We start from the raw sequence: 18827 nt of genomic DNA on the forward strand, positions 1-18827 counted from the left end.
GCACGGGCGTATGTTTTCCTTTCGAAAAGCGAGCCATTCCGATCTGTCCTCCATCGTTGGCCTTCTGGCTGACGATCCTCTCGGCCGGTCGCGCGAAATTGTCTCCGATCCGGTCGATCCCTGTTATGAACAGGCTTTCGCGGCGATCGAAATGGATGAAAACCAGCTTCTCGCCGTTGCGGTGGATGATGGGGACAGGGTGGTCGGCTGCCTGCAGCTCTCCTTCATTCCCGGCCTCTCGCGCTCCGGCATGTGGCGGGGTCAGATCGAGAGCGTGCGTATCGCAGCTAATCAGCGTGGCAGCGGGCTTGGATCGCAGTTCATCGAATGGGCGGTACAACAGGCGGCGGAGCGCCGCTGCAAGCTGGTGCAGCTGACCTCCGACAAGGCGCGGCCCGACGCTATCCGGTTTTATGAAAAGCTCGGTTTCACGGCGAGCCATGAAGGGCTGAAACGCAGCCTCTGACTACCTGATCTTTCCTTTGAGGGAAGGGTCGGGGAAGCAGGTGGGCTGAAGCCCGTTCTTCGCCTGCCAGTCGCCGAGCGAGCGACGGGTCTTGTAGCCTGGCAGACCGTCGACATTGCCGACATCATATCCCCTGGCGACCAGCGCCTTCTGCATGGCGAGCACGTCCGAACGCAGCATTTTTCCGACATCGCCCCAGCTTGCCCGGAACGGTCCGCCACCATTGGCGATGCGGTCGGCCAGGTTGCCGATGAAGAGCGCGTAGAGGTCGGAATTGTTGTATTGCTTGAGCACATAGAAATTCGGTGTGACGATGAATTCCGGCCCGTGCCGCCCGGCGGGAACCAGCATCATTCCGGCAGCCTTGAGATCGGCGGAAGGGAATGCCTTCCCGGAAATGCGGGTGATGCCGGCCGCCACCCAGGTCGAGACCGGCTTTGCAAGGTCAGGCCCTTCCTGCGCACATGAGACATTGGCCGGAATGGTGACCTCGAACCCCCAGTCGCGGCCGCGTTGCCAGCCTTCCTTCTGCAGGTAATGGGCAATCGAGGCGAGCGCGTCCGGCACCGAATTCCAGATATCGGCATGCCCGTCGCGATCGAAGTCGACGGCATATTTCAGGTAGCTCGACGGCATGAACTGCGGCTGGCCGAGCGCGCCCGCCCACGATCCTTTCATGGTCGCCGCATCGACATCGCCGCGTTCGATCATCGTCAGCGCGGCGATCAGTTCCTCGCGGAACATCTGCTTGCGAGTTGACATGAAGGCTTTGGTTGCGAGCACCTGCACGGCGGAATAGGGCAGTTTTGCGCGCCCGAAGCCTGACTCGCGGCCCCAGATGGCCACGACGATCTCGCCCGGCACGCCATAAGCCGCCTCGATCTTCTTCAGCGTTGCTGCATGGGTGGAAAAAAGCCCGCGCCCGGTCGCCGTCAGACCCTGCAGCCGCTTCTCCGAAAAATAGGCACCCGGCGATGAGAACTCCGCCTGGCTCTGGTCCTGCTGTTTCGGAGGCTTCGTGCCTGGCGGCAGGAGATCGGGCAGGGTCCAGTTCAGAGCGATGCCCCGGAATGCGGCCTTCAGCGTCCTCTCGGAAATCCCCGCCCTCTTCGCGTCAGGACCAAGGTCGCTGACAATCCACCGCTGGAATTGCTTTTCGATGTCCGGCCGGTTCTGCGCGAGGGAGGGGAGGGGAAAAAGCATCGCCATTGCCGCGAAAAGCAACGCGGCCATGCGTCTGAAAACACCCCCCTCTGGCCTGCCGGCCATCTCCCCCTCAAGGGGGGAGATCGATTTGGTGCTACGTCTCGCCCACCTCAAACCTCGCGATTGGAGCGGTGTGGGAGCATCTTGCTGATCTCCCCACCTGTGGGGGAGATGGCCGGCAGGCCAGAGGGGGGCGAGCTTGCTCATCGGTCTCCTTCCGAAACTCTATATTGCCGTCCGTGCCCTGAGCGCCGCCGTCAGCGTGCCCTCGTCGAGATAGTCGAGCTCGCCGCCGACCGGCACGCCATGCGCAAGCCGTGTGATCTTCACGTCGATGCCGGAAAGCTGGTCGGTGATGTAATGCGCCGTCGTCTGCCCCTCGACGGTCGCGTTGACGGCGATGATGACCTCACGGATGTTGCCCTCGTTCACCCGGTCGATCAGCCCGCGGATGTTGAGATCGTCCGGGCCGATGCCGTCGAGCGGCGAAAGCGTGCCGCCGAGCACGTGATAGGCGGCGTTCATCGCGCCGGCGCGTTCCAGCGCCCAGAGGTCGGACACGTCCTCCACGACGATCAGGACCGACTGGTCGCGCCGCTCGTCGGTGCACACGCTACAGGGATCGACGGTATCGACATTGCCGCAGCGCGAGCAGATTTTCACCTTGTCATAGGCCTCGCCCATGGCATGCGACAGGGGGCCGAGAAGCTGCTCCTTCTTCTTGATGAGATGCAGCGCCGCCCGGCGTGCGGAGCGGGGCCCGAGGCCCGGGACCTTCGCCAGAAGCTGGATGAGTTTTTCGATTTCGGGGCCGGTGACTCGCTTTGCCATGCGGCGCTTGTACCTCAAATGCCGGTAAAACGGAATCGCGCAGGAACCGGCGTTCCATAAAACCTGTGACCGAACCGGAAGCTGTATTTCAGCGCGCCGCGATGGCCGCTGCCGCACCCGCCATCGTTCCGGCCGAGAAACGGTTGGCGATCCTGACGGCGCGCGGGCTTTTCAGGAACTGCCGAGCCTTGGCGGCGAGCAGCACCCAGGCGAGATCGACGACGACCAGGACGATGAACATCGCGGCAACCAGTTCCAGCCAGCCGGTCAGCGTCACGCCGCCGAGGTCGATGATCGAAGGCAGGAGCGCCACGTAAAACATCATGATCTTCGGATTGCCGAGCGTCACGGTCAGCCCGGCAAAGAACATCTTCAGCGCCGAGCGGCTTTCGGGGAGGTCCTCACCGGGGGCGGCAGGTTCGGCAAACCACATTTTCCAGGCAAGATAGAGCAGGTAACAGACGCCGATCCACTTGATCGCCACGAAGACGACGTGGAAGCTTTCGGCAATCGCAGCAAGGCCGGCCACCGCGAAGGAGAGCCACACGGCTTCGCCCACCCACATTGCCGCCAGGAAGGGCAGCACGTCGCGGTAGCCCTTGGAAAGCACGCGGGCGACGAGCGCAGCAATGCTCGGGCCTGGCGAACCCGCGGCGACGAACAGCGCCGCCGCGAAGACCAGAAGCGATGTCAGTGTCACTGGAGCCTCCTATCCTTCAGATGGAATGATCAGAACGGCAGTTTCATGCCGGGCGGGATCGGCAGGCCGGCAGTCAGTTCCTTGGTCTTTTCGGCGGCAAGCTGCTCGGCGCGTTCCTTGGCGGCCTTGTGGGCTGCGACGATCAGGTCTTCGAGGATTTCGACATCGTCTTCCTTGAAGAGCGACGGGTCGATCTTGAGGCCGAGCATTTCGCCCTTGCCGTTGAGCCTGACGGTGACGAGGCCGCCGCCGGATGTGCCTTCGACGTCGAGAGCGGCGATCTCCGCCTGCATCTTCTCCATCTTGACCTGCATTTCCTTGACCTTGCCCATCATGCCCATGATGTCGCGCATCTCTCTGTCCTCTTCTTCTATAGCTCGATGTCGTCGCCGGGCAGGATGTCGCCCTCTTCGGATTCCGCGGTCGCCGGTGCCGGCGCTTCCTCGGTTTCGTTCTCTTCTTCTGCGGCGCGGATACGCACGTCGGTGATCTTGGCCCCCGGAAACTGGGCGAGGATCGCCGCCACGTCCGGGTCGGCGCGGGCATCCGTAAGGCGGGCTTCGCGGGCATTGTTATCCGCCTCGACCAGCGTCGGCGCGCCCTCCTCCTTGCTGATGCTGACGACCCAGTGAATGCCGGTCCATTCCTTGAGCTTGACGCCAAGCTCGCCGGGCAGCGTATTCGGACCGCCATCGGCCAACCGCATATCGAGCCGCCCCGGCTCCAGCTTCACCAACCGCACGAAATTGCGCACCAGCGCCTTCAGCTTCGGATCGCGGTTCTGGGTGCAAAGCTCGACGATGTCCTGCAGCGAATTGACCGGCACTTTCGGCTGCGGTTTCTCCGCGGGCTGTTCCTCGATCCGGCCGACCGGCATTTCCTGCCGCTCCGGCGTCGGAACCGATTGCAGCATGGCGGTAGGCCCACGTCCTGAGACTTCGGCCGGCACGCGTGGCGCCGACATCTCCGTGCCGCGGGCATTGACCGATGCGTGCTGCGGCGAAACTGGCCGGCTTCCGCCCCCATTGGCGCCATTGCCGTTCGGGGATGGGGCAGGGCGTTGGCCTTCACCGCTGCCGGAGAAATCCCCCAGCCGGCGTGCGGCCTCTTCCGGCGAAGGCAGATGGGCGGCATGAGTAAGCCGGATCAGCACCATTTCGGCCGCACCGGCGGGACGCGAAGAGTTTTCCGCTTCCGGAATGCCTTTGAGCAGCATCTGCCAGATCCGCGACAGCGTGCTCACCGCGATGCTGTCGGCGAATTCCCGGCCGCGTACGCGCTCGATTTCGCTGAGCGACGGGTCGTTTGCCGCATCGGGAATATACTTGAAGCGGGTGACGAGATGGGTGAAGTCGGCGAGATCGGTCAGCACCACCACCGGATTGGCGCCGGCTTCGTATTGCGCGCCGAACTCGGAAAGTGCCGCCGTCACGTCACCGCGCACGATATGCTCGAAGAGATCGACGATGCGGGCGCGGTCCGCAAGGCCCAGCATGCCGCGCACTGTTTCGGCCTGCACGCTGCCGCCGCCATGGGCGATCGCCTGGTCGAGCAGCGACAGCCCGTCGCGCGCCGAGCCCTCCGCCGCACGGGCGACCATGGCGAGCGCTTCCGGTTCGGCGGGGATGCCTTCCTTTTCCAGGATGGTCGAAAACAGGCCGACGAGATCGGCGGCGCTGATGCGGCGAAGATCGAATCGCTGGCAGCGCGAAAGCACCGTGATCGGAACCTTGCGGATTTCCGTCGTCGCGAAGATGAATTTCACATGCTCCGGCGGCTCTTCGAGCGTCTTCAACAGGCCGTTGAAGGCCTGCGTCGAGAGCATGTGCACTTCGTCGATGATATAGACCTTGTAGCGCGCCGAGACGGGCCGGTAGCGCACCTGCTCGATGATCTCGCGGATGTCGTCGATGCCGGTATGCGAGGCGGCGTCCATCTCGATCACGTCGACATGCCGGCCTTCCATGATCGCCTGGCAGTGCTCGCCGGGAATGCGAAGGTCTATCGTCGGCTTGTCGATTTCCGCGGTCTTGTAGTTCAGTGCGCGGGCGAGGATGCGGGCGGTCGTCGTCTTGCCGACGCCGCGTACGCCGGTCAGCATATAGGCCTGCGCAATGCGGCCGGTCTCGAAGGCGTTGGTCAGCGTGCGGACCATCGGCTCCTGGCCGACCATGAGGTCCGAAAAATCCTTGGGACGGTATTTGCGGGCGAGCACCCGGTATCCGTTTCCGGTGGGGGTGCTCGTCTGTGTGGGCCCGGTATCGCTCATAAAGTCCTGCCAGCCTGCGCGGGCCGTTCCAGCCACTTGACCGGACCGGAAGCTGACCAAGATGGTATCGAATTGAGGTGGGAGGCTGGCACGGCGACCCGTGCCGGGCTCGTTAGGGCTGCTTCCTTCCGGACCTGACCCGGTTGGCGAGTGGCTCGTCCACCACCAACCTCCCGTCGCACATATCGGCAATAACGCTTACAAATGCAAGCTGGTGGAATGAATTTGACATTCGAATCTCGTTCGCGGCCCTTTTCAGATCAGATATCGATCCGAAAATTCCACTGGAAATCATATGCTTGCTTGTGGTCCTTGTGATTCCAACATTTGCTTGCGAAGGTGCGCCAAGGATATGCAGATGTTGGGACCGGACCGCCGGATCGGCAAAAACTGCTATCGAATGAAAAACAAACGGGAGGAGAGCTTGAGCGATTTCGAATTGGACGGGAGACTCGCTCGGGATTCGGATCTCGTGACGGTGCTGGGTCTCTGCCAGCTCCGTATCCTGAAAGACAGCCGCTGGCCCTGGCTGATGCTGGTGCCGCAACGCAACGGCATGGTCGAGATATTCGATCTCACTCCGCTCGACCAGGCGCTTTTGGCCTTCGAGACGAATACGGTGGCTGCGGCGCTGAAAGAGGCAACCGGCGCGACGAAGGTCAACGTGGGCGCGCTTGGCAATATCGTTCGCCAACTGCATGTCCACGTCATAGCTCGGTTCGAGGGCGATCCCAATTGGCCCGGTCCCGTCTGGGGGTTCGGTCAGGCGGTGCCTTATGACGAACCGCAGAAGCAGGATTTCCTCAAGAAACTCATTGAAGCTCTCTGATCATGACCGCAACTCTTTTCCAAACCGACGCACCGCATCCGGAACCGAGCGAACTCACCGCCTTTTCCGGCAACAAGCTGGACCGGCAGGCCGAATATCGTGACGACGACTGCCTGGAGAAAGCGCTCGCGGTCGAGGGCATGCATATCTTCGCCTTCACCGGCAGCCGGCTGATCCTGAAGCACGACGGCCAGATCCTCGATCCATTGTTCGCGCCTTACGAACTCGCTGAACTCGGACCTGATTTCGATAACGCCGTTCTGCTCGGCTACAAGGAGAGTGGTGAGCCGAGGATTGCCGTGCCGGTATTGATCCCGGTCGAGGGCTTGGCGAGCCATTACAAACCCACGGAGGCGCGGGCGCTCTTCCGTGATTCGCTGATCGAGGGCGAACTGCAGGGCGAGATCGCGCAGGCCGTAGCGCTCCTCAACTGGAACGGCGCCAACCGCTTCTGTGGCAAATGCGGTTCTCCGACTGAGCCGAAGATCGGCGGCTACAAGCGCGTCTGCACCCAATGCCAGCATATGACGTTTCCACGTACCGATCCGGTGGTGATCATGCTGACGGTGGATATCGAGCGGGACCGTTGCCTGCTCGGTCGTAGTCACCATTTCCAGGAAGGGATGTATTCCTGTCTTGCCGGTTTCGTTGAGCCGGGCGAAACGATCGAGAACGCGGTACGTCGCGAGACCTTTGAGGAATCCGGCATTGAGGTGGGAAGGGTGCGTTACCACGCCTCCCAGCCCTGGCCGATGCCGCATTCGCTGATGATCGGCTGCTATGCCGAAGCGACGTCCACCGAGATCAAGATCGATCCGCAGGAAATGGCGGACGTCCGCTGGTTCGAGCGCGCGGAGGTCGCCGCGATGCTGGATGCCGGTCCGGACAGTCCTCATTTTGCGCCGGCGAGGGGCGCGATCGCCCACCGCCTGCTGCGCGACTGGATCGAGTGGAGTGACGAGCGGTCAGGCGCAGCCTGAGCAATCGATCCAGTGAATCGATTGCAGCGAGGAACGCCCTGAGCTCAAGCGAAGGGCTGGAGCGGTCAGGCGCAGCCTACGGAATGATCAGGTGAATCATTCCGAAGGGCAGAGCGTCAGGCTATGCCTGACTGCTCTCTACCCCCTCACTTGCAATTTCTAGCACTTAGCTTTGCTAAGGTGCTGAAATTGCTTTCTCTCCCACAGGGGGAGAGATAGAAATGCCGCGCCGCCGCGGGCCTACCTCTCCCTTGGTGGGAGAGGTTACAAAATCAACATCTTAGCTTTAGCTAAGTGTTAGATTTTGTTGGTGAGGGGGGTGGCAATCTAGCCCTTTGCCTTCGTTGAGGTTTCAACTTCATGACCATTGCCCGCTCGGAACGTCTGCTTGCTCTCCTTCAGGTGCTCCGCCGCTATCGCCAGCCGGTCAGCGGTGCGAAACTCGCTGCCGAAACCGGCGTCAGCCTGCGCACGCTTTATCGGGATATCGCAAGCCTGCAGGCGCAGGGCGCCTTCATCGAGGGGGAGGCGGGGCTTGGCTATGTGCTGAAACCGGGCTTCATGCTGCCGCCGATGATGTTTTCCGAAGAGGAGATCGAGGCGCTGGTGCTCGGCTCCCGCTGGGTGGCGAAGACGGCCGATCCACGACTTGCCGCCGGTGCCGTCGATGCGCTTGCCAAGATCGCCACTGTCTTGCCGCCCGACCTCAGACAGGAGATCGACACCTCGACCCTGCTCGTCGGGCCGGCGAAAAGGCAGGAGGGCAGGGCCGATCTTGGCCTGATCCGCAAGGCGATACGGGCTGAACGCATTCTCGAACTCGCTTACGAAGACGACAAGGGAACGCTGACGGCGAGGAGAGTCTGGCCCTTCGCGCTCGGTTTCTTCGACAGCGTCCGGGTTCTGGTTGCCTGGTGTGAGCTCAGGCAGGATTTTCGGCATTTCCGCACCGATCGTATGATTTCCGTCACGTCGACGGAACAGCGCTATCCCCGCCGCCGGCAGGTGTTGGTGAAGGCGTGGCGCGAGATGCAGGGGATTCCCGAAGAGCGGTGATCGCTGCTGCCATTATCTGACAGCAGAGTGCGATAGCGTTGCGTCGGTCTCAAGCACAGGAGCACTGACATGGTTCATCCCGATTTCGTTATTCTCTTCGTCGACAACCCGTTCGCAAGCGCGGAATTCTATCAGTCTCTCTTCGTCGTCGATCCCGTCGAACGTTCGGCGACTTTCGCCCTTTTCGTCCTGCCGACCGGCCTCAAGGTCGGCCTCTGGTCACGGCACACGGCTGAGCCGCTCGTCGAAGATGGCAGCGGCGGGATGGAGATCTGCTTCAGGCGCGAAAATGCGGCCGATGTCGACAGAATCTATGCGGATTGGGCGAAACGCGGCATGCGGGTGCTGCAAACGCCGGTGCAGATGGATTTCGGCTACACCTTCGTCATGACCGATCCGGACGGCCATCGCCTGCGGGTCTATTCGATGAGCGCGGAGTAAGCGCGAAAGGCGCTCGGCAGCGGCGGGCGTGGCACCCCCCTCTGCCCTGCCGGGCATCTCCCCCACAAGGGGGGAGATTGGCTGGACGCCTGCTCACAGCCTTTCATCGAGTGTCCCGAGTGAGCGTCCCGCGTTTGCAACGGCAGTTTGGAAGCGAGGATCACGCCACTTGTGATCTCCCTACCCGTGGGGGAGATGCCCGGCAGGGCAGAGGGGGTATGGCGAGGCAAATCGAAACCTTGCGAGAAATCGACAGGAAAAATCACTCCCGTTCATCCCCGCCCTTTCAACCCATGCCTACAATCTTCGCGTCCCGTTTCGGCTACACCGGTTCAAGCATCGCCGGCGAGATGGGACCGGTGCCCTTTCGGTCTGCCGTTGATGCAGGCGGGTCGTCAGGGGCTGCGCAGAAAATGGTCCCCCTCTCGCCTCAAGGCGAGGCGTGCGTGTGTCGCACACAACCCGGTATGGCATCCGCAAGGACGTAAGACCATATCGCCGCAGAGGGATCGGAGTTGCGCAGCACAAGAACACTGAACGGGACACGTCGCGTGTCACTTATAAAAACTTAAATCGAGGCACCCGACGTGTCCCGGCCGAACTTGAAATTCCAACCATCGCCAAGGGGGGAATCCGTCCTTTGTTATGCACGAGTTCACGCCGGACCGTTCGTCATCCCTTCTGCAGTGCTCCGCGCATCGGATGGCCCTTGTAGGTCCCAAGGATGCGGACCTTTTCAGAGAAGAACCGGAGTTCCTCCAGCGCCCGGCGCACCGGAGCGTCGTCCGGATGGCCCTCGATATCCGCATAGAACTGGGTGGCCACGAACTTGCCGCCGAGCTGATAGCTTTCGAGCTTGGTCATGTTGATGCCGTTCGTCGCGAACCCGCCGAGCGCCTTGTAGAGCGCGGCCGGAATATTGCGGACGTTGAATACGAACGTCGTCACGATCACATCGGTCGGATCGTTGCGCTGCACCCATTTTTCGTCGCGCGACAGGATCACGAAACGGGTGATGTTGTCTTCCGTGTCCTCGACATTCTCGGCCATGATTTCGAGGCCGTAGAGTTCCGCCGCAAGCCGGGGCGCGAGCGCGGCCATGGAGCGGTCGCCCTTTTCCGCGATCAGCTTGGCAGCACCGGCCGTATCGCCCGCCACGACCGCCTTCCATCCATTGGCGCGGATGATCTTGCGGCACTGGCCGAGCGCATGGATATGACTGTGGACGGTGCGGACTTCCTCATGTTTCACACCCGGCAGCACCATGAGCTGGAAGCGGATCGGCATGAAATATTCGCCGACGATATGCAGCCGCGATTCGGGCAGCAGATAGTGGATGTCGGCGACGCGGCCCGCGATCGTGTTCTCGATCGGGATCATCGCCAGATCGGCGTCGCCGTTTTCGAGCGCCTGGAAGGCATCCTCGAAGGTTGCGCAGGGCAGCGGTTCCATGGTCGGGAACATGTCGCGGCAGGCCATGTCGGAATTGGCGCCGAAGTCGCCCTGGAAGGCGATGCTATTGGTGGGAGCGTTCATGGGAAACATCCGTCAGGAAGCGCGGGCGGAAAGGATCGCGCGCGCCTTTTCAAGGTCGGCGGGAGTATCGACACCCAGAGGCACGGAGTCAACGATTTCGGCGTCGATGCGCATGCCCGCTTCGAGCGCCCGGAGCTGTTCGAGCGATTCTCGCTTTTCGAGCACCGAAGGCCCGAGCGACACGAATTTTTCGAGCGCGGCGCGGCGATAGGCATAGAGCCCGATATGGTGATAGAGCGGGCCGTTGCCGTATGGGGCCGTCGCGCGGGTGAAATAAAGCGCCCTCAGCCGCGTGGCGGAAAGCGGAGAGCCGACGATCTTGACGACATTCGGATTGGTTTTCTCGTGTTCGTCGGTGATCTCGACCGTCAGCGTTGCGATATCGGTCGAGGGATTTTCGAGAGGACGGAGCGAGGCGCGGACCGCCTCCGGTTCGATCGTCGGCAGGTCACCCTGGACGTTGATGACGAAATCCATCTTCGCGTCCGGATCGGCCTTCTGGACGGCTTCGAAGATGCGGTCGGAACCGGATTGATGATCCTGGCGGGTCATCACCACGTCGAAACCGGCGGCCGCCACCGCGTCGTAGACGTCCTGATGGTCGACCGCGACGATGATTCGGCCGGCTTCCGCTTCTTGGGCGCGTTTTGCTACCTGGACGATCATCGGCAATCCGGCAATATCAGCCAGAGGTTTTCCTGGCAGGCGCGTCGAGGCCATTCGGGCCGGGATCAGCACCAGCGTTCGGTCAAAAGCCGAATTCTTCATGGGGGACCCTTCTGTCCCGGCGGGAAAAGTGTCAAAAAGTCTCACGCGCGGGATGAATATCGTGTTGCAACAATGATGCAAAAGACATAGGTTCCGCGCAATTTCAAGATGGCTCGCCTTAGGACAGGCGGTTGCAAGGAGCGGTTGCGGATGAACCCCTACGTAAACATGGCGGCAGGCGCCCTGCTTGCTACGGTCTTCGTCATGATGTCGGTGTCGATTGCCTCGGAAGGCATTTTTCATTCACCGACCCCTGAAAAGGAAGGCTTTGCCATTGTTGCGGCTGAGGAGCCTGCAGGGGGCGAAGCGGCTGAGGCGGCGCCGGCGGCAGTTCCGGTTGGACAGCTTCTTGCAAGTGCCGATGCAGCAGCCGGCGCGACGGTTTTCAAGAAGTGTCAGAGCTGTCATTCGATCGAGAAGGGCGGTCCGAACAAGGTCGGCCCCGATCTCTGGGGCGTTGTCGACCGTCCGGTTGCTTCGCATGAAGGCTTCGCTTATTCGGCTGCCATGAAGGATTTCTCCAAGGGCGGTTCGGAGCATTGGACCTTCGACAACCTCAACCATTTCCTTACGGCTCCGAAGAGCTTCATCAAGGGCACCGCCATGGGCTTTGCGGGTCTCAAGAACGATACCGAACGGGCCAACCTGCTCGCTTATCTGCGCGAACAATCTGACAGCCCGGCTCCGCTTCCGGACCCGAATGCAGCGCCGGCCGCTCCGCCTGCGACGAACTGATCGGTTCAGGCATGTTTTCCAATGAAAATGCCCGGCTTCGCCCGGGCATTTTGCGTTTGTGGTTGAGGGTCTCCGATTTGGGGCTGCTCAACTCAGCAGCCAGGCCCAGAAGCTGACGGTAATCACGCCGAAGGCCGTCGTGATGCTGATAACCGATGCCGCAAGGCTGTGGCCGGAACGGAAGCGCTGGGCAATCAGCCAGGCATTGATACCGGTAGGCACCGAGGAGGTCAGCACGAGTGCTGCGGTCCAATCCTGTGGAAGACCCAGAAGGTGGCTCATGAGAAAGACGACGGCCGGCAGCAAGGTGAGCTTCAGGACGGCCGACATCCCGGAAAGCCCGATATCGCCGCGGATCGGATATTTCGTCAGCGCCATGCCGATCGATATCAGTGCGACAGGACTTGCCGCTGCGGAAATCTGGTCCACGACCACGGCAACCGCCTGCGGCAGGTGCAGGCCGAGCAAATTGAAGGCCACGCCGACAAAAAGCCCTATCACCAGCGGGTTGCGGGCAAGATTCGAGCCTATCTGCACCAGGATGGCTGGAATGCTGCGTTTCTCCCCTCCATCGACCTTCGAGGCGGCACCCTCCATCAGGATGGTGCCGGCCACCATCATCAGCGGCAGATGAATGGCGAGCAGGATCGAGATCGCCACCAACCCATCTTTCCCGACGATGTGGGCGACGAGCGGCAGGCCGATGAAGACGTTGTTGGCGAACGAGGCGGACATCCCGGCAATGACACCGACTTTCGCATCACGCCGGAAGATGCGCGTGGCGATGAGATGGCCGACCGTCCAGGTGACGGCGACGGCCAGGAAATAGGCCGTCCAGAGCCGGAACGGCGAAGCGCCTTCAAAATGCGCGTCCGCCAGTGTCCGGAAGATCAGCATGGGCACGGCGATCTTGAAGACGAATTCACCGAGCGCGTCGCCGGTCTCCTCCTTCAATATTCCGGTTTTCGCCGACATCCAGCCGATGAGGATCAGGACGAAGACGGGCACGACATTCACGAAGACGGAGGACACGAAGGAGGCTTTCGGCAAAGGGAGGTTTTATGCGTCTAACGCATGTCGCGGGTGAGGACAAATGCGTTTACCGCAGAAGAGCCTTTCGAGGGAGGAAATGAGACGGCCTGGGTGCCAAACAAAAAAGCGGGGCAATCCCCGCTTTCGTTCCCGGTCTCAGCCGGGATTCCGGAAGTCTGCCGCCAGTTCATCCGTGGTCGGCAACGCAACCGGATGGGCAAACACATAAACGTAGATCGTGACAGGGACGTGACGGATGGTGGAAGGCCTGGTTTTACGGGCATTGTCGTTATTTTCGCTTCCAATCACGTCAAAACCCGAATACCGGTTTTCGCGGACTAACCTGTTAAAGAGGATTAAGACCGGATGCCCAAATTCGACGTGCTGACCATCGGTAATGCTATCGTGGATATCCTTGCCCGCTGTGAGGACAGTTTCCTGAGCGAGAATGCGATCATCAAGGGAGCGATGAACCTGATCGATGCAGAGCGCGCCGAACTTCTCTATTCGAAGATGGGGCCGGCGGTGGAAGCCTCCGGCGGTTCGGCCGGGAACACCGCGGCCGGGATTGCCGGTTTCGGCGGCAGGGCTGCCTATTTCGGCAAGGTCGCCGAAGACCAGCTCGGCCAGATCTTCCAGCACGACATCCGTGCCCAGGGCGTGCACTACCATACAAGGCCGGAAGGCACCAATCCGCCGACCGCCCGTTCGATGATCTTCGTCACGCCGGACGGCGAGCGCTCGATGAACACCTACCTCGGCGCCTGTGTCGATCTCGGTCCGGAGCATGTCGAGGCGGATGTGGTGGCCGAATCCAAAGTCACCTATTTCGAAGGCTACCTCTGGGACCCGCCGCGCGCCAAGGAGGCGATCCGCGAATCCGCCCGCATCGCCCATGCGAACGGTCGCGAAGTCTCGATGACGCTCTCCGACCCCTTCTGCGTCGACCGCTACCGTGCGGAATTCCTCGACCTGATGCGTTCCGGCACGGTCGACATCGTCTTCGCCAACCGGCAGGAAGCGCTCTCGCTTTACGAGACGGATGATTTCGAGCTGGCTCTCGAAAAGATCGGCAAGGACTGCAAGCTTGCTGCCGTCACGCTCAGCGAGGAGGGCGCGATCATCATCCGCGGCGCCGAGCGCGTGAAGGTCGCTGCCTACCCGATCCGGGAACTGGTCGATACGACCGGTGCAGGCGACCTTTTCGCCGCCGGCTTCCTCTACGGCTATACCCAGGGACGCTCGCTTGAAGATTGCGGCAAGCTCGGTTGCCTGGCAGCCGCCATCTGCATTCAGCAGATAGGCCCGCGTCCGATGGAATCGCTCAAGGAAGCGGCGGCAAGCGAAGGCCTTGTTTAAGGCCTCGCCGGGAAAGCCTTATTTGAAGGCCTCGCCGGGATAGGCGCCCCAGACCTCGCCCTGTGCGATCCAGCCCTCGGTGCCGCTCGCTTCCGCGTGGCACCAGTCGCCATTGCATTCGTTGATCTTGAGCACGACGCCTGGCTCCAGCTTGGCAACGATGGCGGCGCTGTTCTGCGGGTCCCGGCGCATGTTGACGTAGATGTCCTTGCCCTTGCCGCGCATCCAGGGTGCCGCGAGTGCGGTGCGCTCGCCGGAAAGCAGCGCCTGGTTCACCCAGCCCTCGGTGCCGTCGGCATCGCGGACGCGCCGCCAGTTCTCGTACTCCTGGATGACCTCCATCGGCGTGCCGGATTTCATATACATCCATGAGACGGCATAATCCGTGCTCGGACCGATACGGATATTCACCTTCTTCGATTTGAGGCTGACGAACCGGGGGAGCGGCAGGCCGCTAGGCCCCTTCGCGCCTTGAGCGTAAGCTGGCGCGGAAACGGACAGGCAGGCGGCAAGACCGAGAGTCAGGGCAATGAAGGAACGAAGGATAACGCGGCGCATGGGTTGGTTCCGGCTGAAAGACCGTGGGGCGCCACGCGGACCCTGCGAGGTTTTGTTTGTCTTCGCCGACGGGTCTGGTAGAAAACGCCCTGGATGAACCGAATATCGCGCGACTTGGTTAAGGACATCCTAAAGGGCGCCGGATAGCGAAACTCATGACCGCAAAGAAAAAACCCAAGGTCTATATCACCCGCAAGCTGCCGGATGCGGTGGAAACCCGCATGCGAGAGCTGTTCGATGCCGAGCTCAATATCGACGATACGCCAAGGACGCGGGACGAACTGGCGGCCGCGATGAAGCTTGCGGACGTGCTGGTGCCGACAGTCACGGACAGGATCGACGAAGCGCTGATTGCCGAAGCCGGGCCGCAGCTCAAGCTGATCGCCAGCTTCTCCAACGGCTTCGATCATATCGATGTGGATGCGGCCGCAAAGCGGGGCATCACCGTCACCAATACGCCGAATGTGCTGACCGAGGACACTGCCGACATGACCATGGCGTTGATTCTCGCGGTCAACCGGCGGCTGGTCGAAGGTTCGCGCGTGCTCACCGATCATCCGGGCGACTGGGCGGGCTGGAGCCCCACCTGGATGCTCGGCCGCCGCATCTGGGGAAAGCGCATCGGCATCGTCGGCATGGGTCGCATCGGCACGGCCGTCGCGCGTCGGGCCAAGGCCTTCGGCCTGTCGATCCACTATCACAACAGGAAGCGCGCCAATCCCGCGACGGAAGAGGAACTGGAGGCGACCTATTGGGACAGCCTCGACCAGATGCTTGCCCGCGTCGACGTCGTCTCGGTCAACTGCCCCTCGACACCGGCGACCTTCCACCTGCTTTCGGCTCGCCGGCTGGCGCTGATGCAGCCGAGCTCGATCATCGTCAATACCGCCCGCGGCGACATCATCGACGAGGCGGCGATGATCCAGCTTCTGCGCGACAACAAGATCGCCGGCGCCGGCCTCGACGTCTACCAGAACGAACCGGCGGTGAGCCCGAAGCTCATCAAGCTTGCCCATCAGGGCCGCGTCGTGCTCTTGCCGCATATGGGCTCGGCGACGATCGAGGGACGGATCGACATGGGCGACAAGGTGATCATCAATATCCGTACCTTCTTCGACGGCCACCGTCCGCCCAACCGGGTGCTGCCGGGCCGCAACTGATCATGCAAGCCGCTTCTGCATCTCGATCGAGGTGACGCGCTCAAAGCCCGGATGGGAATTCTCGGCGGTTCTCGAAAAGCCCCATCTGGCGAACGTCGCATGGTTGCCGGCGAGTTCGATGCGGGTTTCGAGCCTGAGCGATGGCAGTCCCTCTTTTCGGGCGACATCTTCGGCAATTGCCAGCAGCCGGCGGCCGAGACCCTTGCCCTGACATTCCGGCGCGATAGCGAGCTTGCCGAGATAGAGGAAGCCGGGCTCCGGTTTCAGGAAGACGCAGCCCGCGAGCTTGCCATCCTCGACGGCGGCGAAGGCGATTTCATCTTTCGCCTTTTCGGCCAATGACGCCAATGTCAGCCGATGCGCGGAGGAGGGCGGGTCGATGACGCCGTCCATATAGGCGAAGGAGGAGAGGATGAGCGCCAGAAGTTCGTCGAAGCGGCCGAAGTCTTCCCCAATGCGGATGATGTCGGTCATTCGGCGGCAGCCCTTGCGATGCGGCGTTTGTATTTGATGATGTCGAAGCGGGCGACAAGCGAATCGTAGAGCATCAGCCGGCCGACCAGCGGTTCGCCGATCCCGACGATAAGCTTGATCGCTTCCATGGCCATCAGCGTGCCGATGACACCGGTCAGTGCCCCGACGATGCCGGTCTCGGCGCAGGAGGGGATCAGTCCTTCCGGCGGCTTTTCCGGGAAAAGATCGCGATAGGTGGGATTAGGCGCACCGTCCGGGCCGGTCTCATAGGGTTTCAGCACGGTCAGGGACCCGTCGAAACGCCCGACGGCGCCCGTCACCAGCGGGATTTTCGCAAGTTCCGCCGCGTCCGCCGCCGCATAGCGTGTATCGAAATTATCCGAGCCATCGATGAGGAGGTCGAAGCGGGACAGGTTCCGCGACGCCCATTCGAGCGAAAAGCGCTCCTCGAAATCCACGACGCGCACATGCGGGTTGAGCCGCGCGATCGCCTCGCGGGCACTTCTCGTCTTCATCTCGCCGATCGTGCCGGTATCGTGGATCACCTGCCGCTGCAGGTTTGAGAGCGAGACCAGATCATCGTCGACGATGCCGATCGTGCCGATGCCGGCCGCGGCGAGATATTCGAGGACCGGTGTGCCGAGCCCCCCGGCGCCGATTACCAGAACGCGCGCGTCCTTCATCTTCTGCTGACCGGTGCCGCCGATTTCCGGCAGCAGGATGTGGCGGCGGTAACGTTCGATCTCGTCAGGTGTCAAGGTTTCCATGAAGGTATCATATCATCGCGAGACGAGGCGTGTAACTCAGGATGTGACGCTGCCATGTGCGACGGTAAAAAACTGCGCCCGGTCGGCGAGAGCGGAGAACATGCTTTTGTCCGTGCCGGTCATGAAGGACTGGCCGCCGAGCCCGTGGACAAGATCGAACAGCGCCGCGCGCCGGCCTTCGTCGAGATGTGCGGCGATCTCGTCGAGCAGCAGGATCGGCGTATGACCGGTCATGTCGGCGGTGAGACGGGCATGGGCAAGCACAAGGCCGATCAGCAGCGCTTTCTGTTCGCCGGTCGAGCAGCGTTCGGCTTCCATGTCCTTTTCGCGATGGCGGACAAGCAGATCGGATCTATGCGGCCCTTCCAGCGTACGACCCGCAGCAGCGTCGCGCCCGCGGCTGTTCCGCAGCATCTCCAGGTATTCGTCCTCCAGCTCGGCGGCGGGCCGCTCCGTGGCGTGATCCATGAAGCCTTCGAGCGCCAGCACCGGTGTGGGAAAGGGCGTCTCGCCCGAACCGGCCGACAATGTCCTGAGGAGGCCGAGCATCTCCTGTCGCGCAGCGGCCATGGCAATGCCGAGGCTCGCCATCTGCGCTTCGATCCCGGAAAGCCAGGCGGGATCGAAACGGCCTTCGGAGAGCAGGCGGTTGCGGCTTCGCATGGCGCGCTCGAAATCGCTGGCGCGGCGGCCATGAGCATGATCGAGAGACAATACGAGCCGGTCCAGGAAGCGCCGCCGGTCGGCGGCGGGGCCGGTAAAAAGTCCGTCCATGGCCGGCGTCAGCCACAGGACGCTCAGGTGGTCGGACAGTTCCTCCGTTGATTTCGCAGGCGTCCCGTTGATCCTGAGCTTGCGGGTGACGTTCTCGCCATCGGCAGGTTCGATGCCTGTGCCGATCGAGACGTCGCCTTCCATCCCGTCGACATCGGCGAAGATCGTGAAGCTGCCGGCAGCGCCGACGCGGGCGACATCGGTCAGGACCGCACGGCGTAAGCCGCGGCCCGGCGAGAAAAAGGAGACCGCCTCCAGGAGATTGGTCTTGCCGGCGCCGTTTTCGCCCGCCAGCACCACGTGGCGCCCGTCGAAGACGAGCGTCGCTTCCGCATAGTTGCGGAAATCGGTGAGCTTGAGCCGGGAAAGAGAGGTTTTCTGCGCCATCGGGAATCTTGGGTGTCGTTGTACAGGAGCTAAGGTTTTGGAGCGAGGAAGGCAAGCTTCGTCTGTAGATACCCCTCCGACCAGGGGCCCTCCCAACGTTTCCGTCCACGCGCAGTCTCCTGCCGTGGTTTCAAAGATCGGAGAGCCCACACGAATGCGGCACCTCATTGGAATTGTATAAAGTGGCTCCGCATTCGCGTGGCCTTCGGCGTTCTTTCGGGGCTTCCGGCCCCTACAGGTGATCATCTCGCCTCGCTGCGTGGTCTCGTTCACGCTCGTCTTTTCGGGACAGGCTCACCACTTGCACGGCTATACCGAACCGGACATGGCTGCCCGGGGGAGGCTTGATAGGAAGCGATCGGGTTTGTGGCCCGCTCTCTTCCATGGCTTTCACCTCTTCCACCTTTCCCGCACGTTACGGTTCCGATGGAAGCGCCGGCTCCCGCCTGCACGCGAACGTCTCGCGAAACACTCCGGCGACGGAAGCGAGGAGATTGTA

The 18827-nt window shown here is 62.0% G+C and carries 20 protein-coding genes and 1 other RNA gene; 8 read left to right on the forward strand and 13 right to left on the reverse strand.

Annotated elements, in window-relative coordinates; all coding sequences use genetic code 11:
* Positions 1 to 10: 10 nt before the first annotated feature.
* On the forward strand, positions 11 to 466 hold the full coding sequence (locus tag QEO92_RS25570) for a GNAT family N-acetyltransferase (protein WP_227704891.1): 456 nt from the start codon (positions 11 to 13) through the stop codon (positions 464 to 466).
* On the opposite strand, the gene QEO92_RS25575 is transcribed toward QEO92_RS25570, so the two are convergent.
* The 6 genes from QEO92_RS25575 to ffs form a co-directional block, all read right to left on the reverse strand.
* The gene (locus QEO92_RS25575) at positions 467 to 1699 is read right to left on the reverse strand and encodes a lytic murein transglycosylase (protein WP_227704892.1); all 1233 of its coding nucleotides are present in this window, start codon (positions 1697 to 1699) and stop codon (positions 467 to 469) included.
* Between the two features lie 198 nt (positions 1700 to 1897).
* The gene (recR, locus tag QEO92_RS25580; protein ID WP_227704893.1) at positions 1898 to 2503 is read right to left on the reverse strand and encodes a recombination mediator RecR; all 606 of its coding nucleotides are present in this window, start codon (positions 2501 to 2503) and stop codon (positions 1898 to 1900) included.
* Positions 2504 to 2591: 88 nt separating this feature from the next.
* Positions 2592 to 3203 (reverse strand): LysE family translocator, encoded by a 612-nt coding sequence (locus tag QEO92_RS25585; protein ID WP_227704894.1) that lies wholly within the window; start codon positions 3201 to 3203, stop codon positions 2592 to 2594.
* Positions 3204 to 3232: 29 nt separating this feature from the next.
* Entirely contained in the window at positions 3233 to 3556 is a 324-nt protein-coding gene (locus QEO92_RS25590; RefSeq protein WP_227704895.1) for a YbaB/EbfC family nucleoid-associated protein, read from the reverse strand.
* A 17-nt stretch (positions 3557 to 3573) separates the two neighbouring features.
* On the reverse strand, positions 3574 to 5472 hold the full coding sequence (locus QEO92_RS25595) for a DNA polymerase III subunit gamma/tau (RefSeq protein WP_227704896.1): 1899 nt from the start codon (positions 5470 to 5472) through the stop codon (positions 3574 to 3576).
* A gap of 77 nt (positions 5473 to 5549) precedes the next feature.
* Positions 5550 to 5646, reverse strand: an RNA gene (gene ffs / locus QEO92_RS25600) — signal recognition particle sRNA small type.
* Between the two features lie 226 nt (positions 5647 to 5872).
* Between ffs and QEO92_RS25605 the strand changes: the two genes are divergently transcribed.
* The 4 genes from QEO92_RS25605 (at position 5873) to QEO92_RS25620 (ending at position 8778) form a co-directional block, all read left to right on the forward strand.
* Complete coding sequence (locus QEO92_RS25605) at positions 5873 to 6301, forward strand: HIT family protein (RefSeq protein ID WP_037151879.1); 429 nt, start codon at positions 5873 to 5875, stop codon at positions 6299 to 6301.
* Positions 6302 to 6303: 2 nt separating this feature from the next.
* Positions 6304 to 7281, forward strand: coding sequence for an NAD(+) diphosphatase (gene nudC, locus QEO92_RS25610; protein WP_227704897.1), 978 nt, complete (start codon positions 6304 to 6306; stop codon positions 7279 to 7281).
* 360 nt (positions 7282 to 7641) lie between these two features.
* A complete protein-coding gene (locus QEO92_RS25615; protein ID WP_227704898.1) occupies positions 7642 to 8337 on the forward strand; it encodes a helix-turn-helix transcriptional regulator in 696 nt (231 codons plus the stop codon).
* Between the two features lie 69 nt (positions 8338 to 8406).
* Entirely contained in the window at positions 8407 to 8778 is a 372-nt protein-coding gene (locus QEO92_RS25620) for a VOC family protein (protein ID WP_227704899.1), read from the forward strand.
* A gap of 672 nt (positions 8779 to 9450) precedes the next feature.
* Here QEO92_RS25620 and QEO92_RS25625 read toward each other — a convergent pair.
* Together QEO92_RS25625 and QEO92_RS25630 are read right to left on the reverse strand one after the other, a co-directional pair.
* Positions 9451 to 10314: a prephenate dehydratase gene (locus QEO92_RS25625; protein WP_037151629.1), complete on the reverse strand. Its 864-nt coding sequence runs from the start codon at positions 10312 to 10314 to the stop codon at positions 9451 to 9453.
* A 12-nt stretch (positions 10315 to 10326) separates the two neighbouring features.
* On the reverse strand, positions 10327 to 11082 hold the full coding sequence (locus QEO92_RS25630) for a 3-deoxy-manno-octulosonate cytidylyltransferase (RefSeq protein ID WP_227704900.1): 756 nt from the start codon (positions 11080 to 11082) through the stop codon (positions 10327 to 10329).
* Between the two features lie 150 nt (positions 11083 to 11232).
* Here QEO92_RS25630 and QEO92_RS25635 point away from each other — a divergent pair, with 150 nt between their 5' ends.
* Positions 11233 to 11817 carry a c-type cytochrome gene (locus QEO92_RS25635; RefSeq protein ID WP_037151623.1) on the forward strand — a complete coding sequence of 195 codons (585 nt, stop codon included), beginning with the start codon at positions 11233 to 11235 and terminating at the stop codon, positions 11815 to 11817.
* Between the two features lie 87 nt (positions 11818 to 11904).
* Here QEO92_RS25635 and QEO92_RS25640 read toward each other — a convergent pair whose 3' ends face one another.
* Entirely contained in the window at positions 11905 to 12849 is a 945-nt protein-coding gene (locus QEO92_RS25640; RefSeq protein ID WP_227704901.1) for an AEC family transporter, read from the reverse strand.
* 366 nt (positions 12850 to 13215) lie between these two features.
* On the opposite strand from QEO92_RS25640, the gene QEO92_RS25645 reads away from it, so the two are divergent.
* On the forward strand, positions 13216 to 14208 hold the full coding sequence (locus QEO92_RS25645) for an adenosine kinase (protein ID WP_227704902.1): 993 nt from the start codon (positions 13216 to 13218) through the stop codon (positions 14206 to 14208).
* 18 nt (positions 14209 to 14226) lie between these two features.
* Here QEO92_RS25645 and QEO92_RS25650 read toward each other — a convergent pair whose 3' ends face one another.
* Positions 14227 to 14766 carry an SH3 domain-containing protein gene (locus tag QEO92_RS25650; protein WP_037151613.1) on the reverse strand — a complete coding sequence of 180 codons (540 nt, stop codon included), beginning with the start codon at positions 14764 to 14766 and terminating at the stop codon, positions 14227 to 14229.
* A gap of 155 nt (positions 14767 to 14921) precedes the next feature.
* Here QEO92_RS25650 and QEO92_RS25655 point away from each other — a divergent pair, with 155 nt between their 5' ends.
* Entirely contained in the window at positions 14922 to 15926 is a 1005-nt protein-coding gene (locus QEO92_RS25655) for a 2-hydroxyacid dehydrogenase (RefSeq protein WP_037151610.1), read from the forward strand.
* On the opposite strand, the gene QEO92_RS25660 is transcribed toward QEO92_RS25655, so the two are convergent.
* The 3 genes from QEO92_RS25660 to recF are packed head-to-tail and all read right to left on the reverse strand — an operon-like array spanning position 15927 to position 18328.
* Positions 15927 to 16400: a GNAT family N-acetyltransferase gene (locus QEO92_RS25660; RefSeq protein WP_227704903.1), complete on the reverse strand. Its 474-nt coding sequence runs from the start codon at positions 16398 to 16400 to the stop codon at positions 15927 to 15929. It lies immediately after the preceding gene.
* Positions 16397 to 17167 (reverse strand): molybdopterin-synthase adenylyltransferase MoeB, encoded by a 771-nt coding sequence (locus QEO92_RS25665; RefSeq protein ID WP_227704904.1) that lies wholly within the window; start codon positions 17165 to 17167, stop codon positions 16397 to 16399. Before QEO92_RS25665 ends, QEO92_RS25660 begins: the two co-directional genes overlap by 4 nt.
* A gap of 36 nt (positions 17168 to 17203) precedes the next feature.
* Positions 17204 to 18328 (reverse strand): DNA replication/repair protein RecF, encoded by a 1125-nt coding sequence (gene recF, locus QEO92_RS25670; protein ID WP_227704905.1) that lies wholly within the window; start codon positions 18326 to 18328, stop codon positions 17204 to 17206.
* Positions 18329 to 18827: the final 499 nt, after the last annotated feature.

The sequence above is a fragment of the Neorhizobium petrolearium genome (assembly GCF_029854435.1).
GTDB classification, from domain to species: domain Bacteria; phylum Pseudomonadota; class Alphaproteobacteria; order Rhizobiales; family Rhizobiaceae; genus Neorhizobium; species Neorhizobium petrolearium.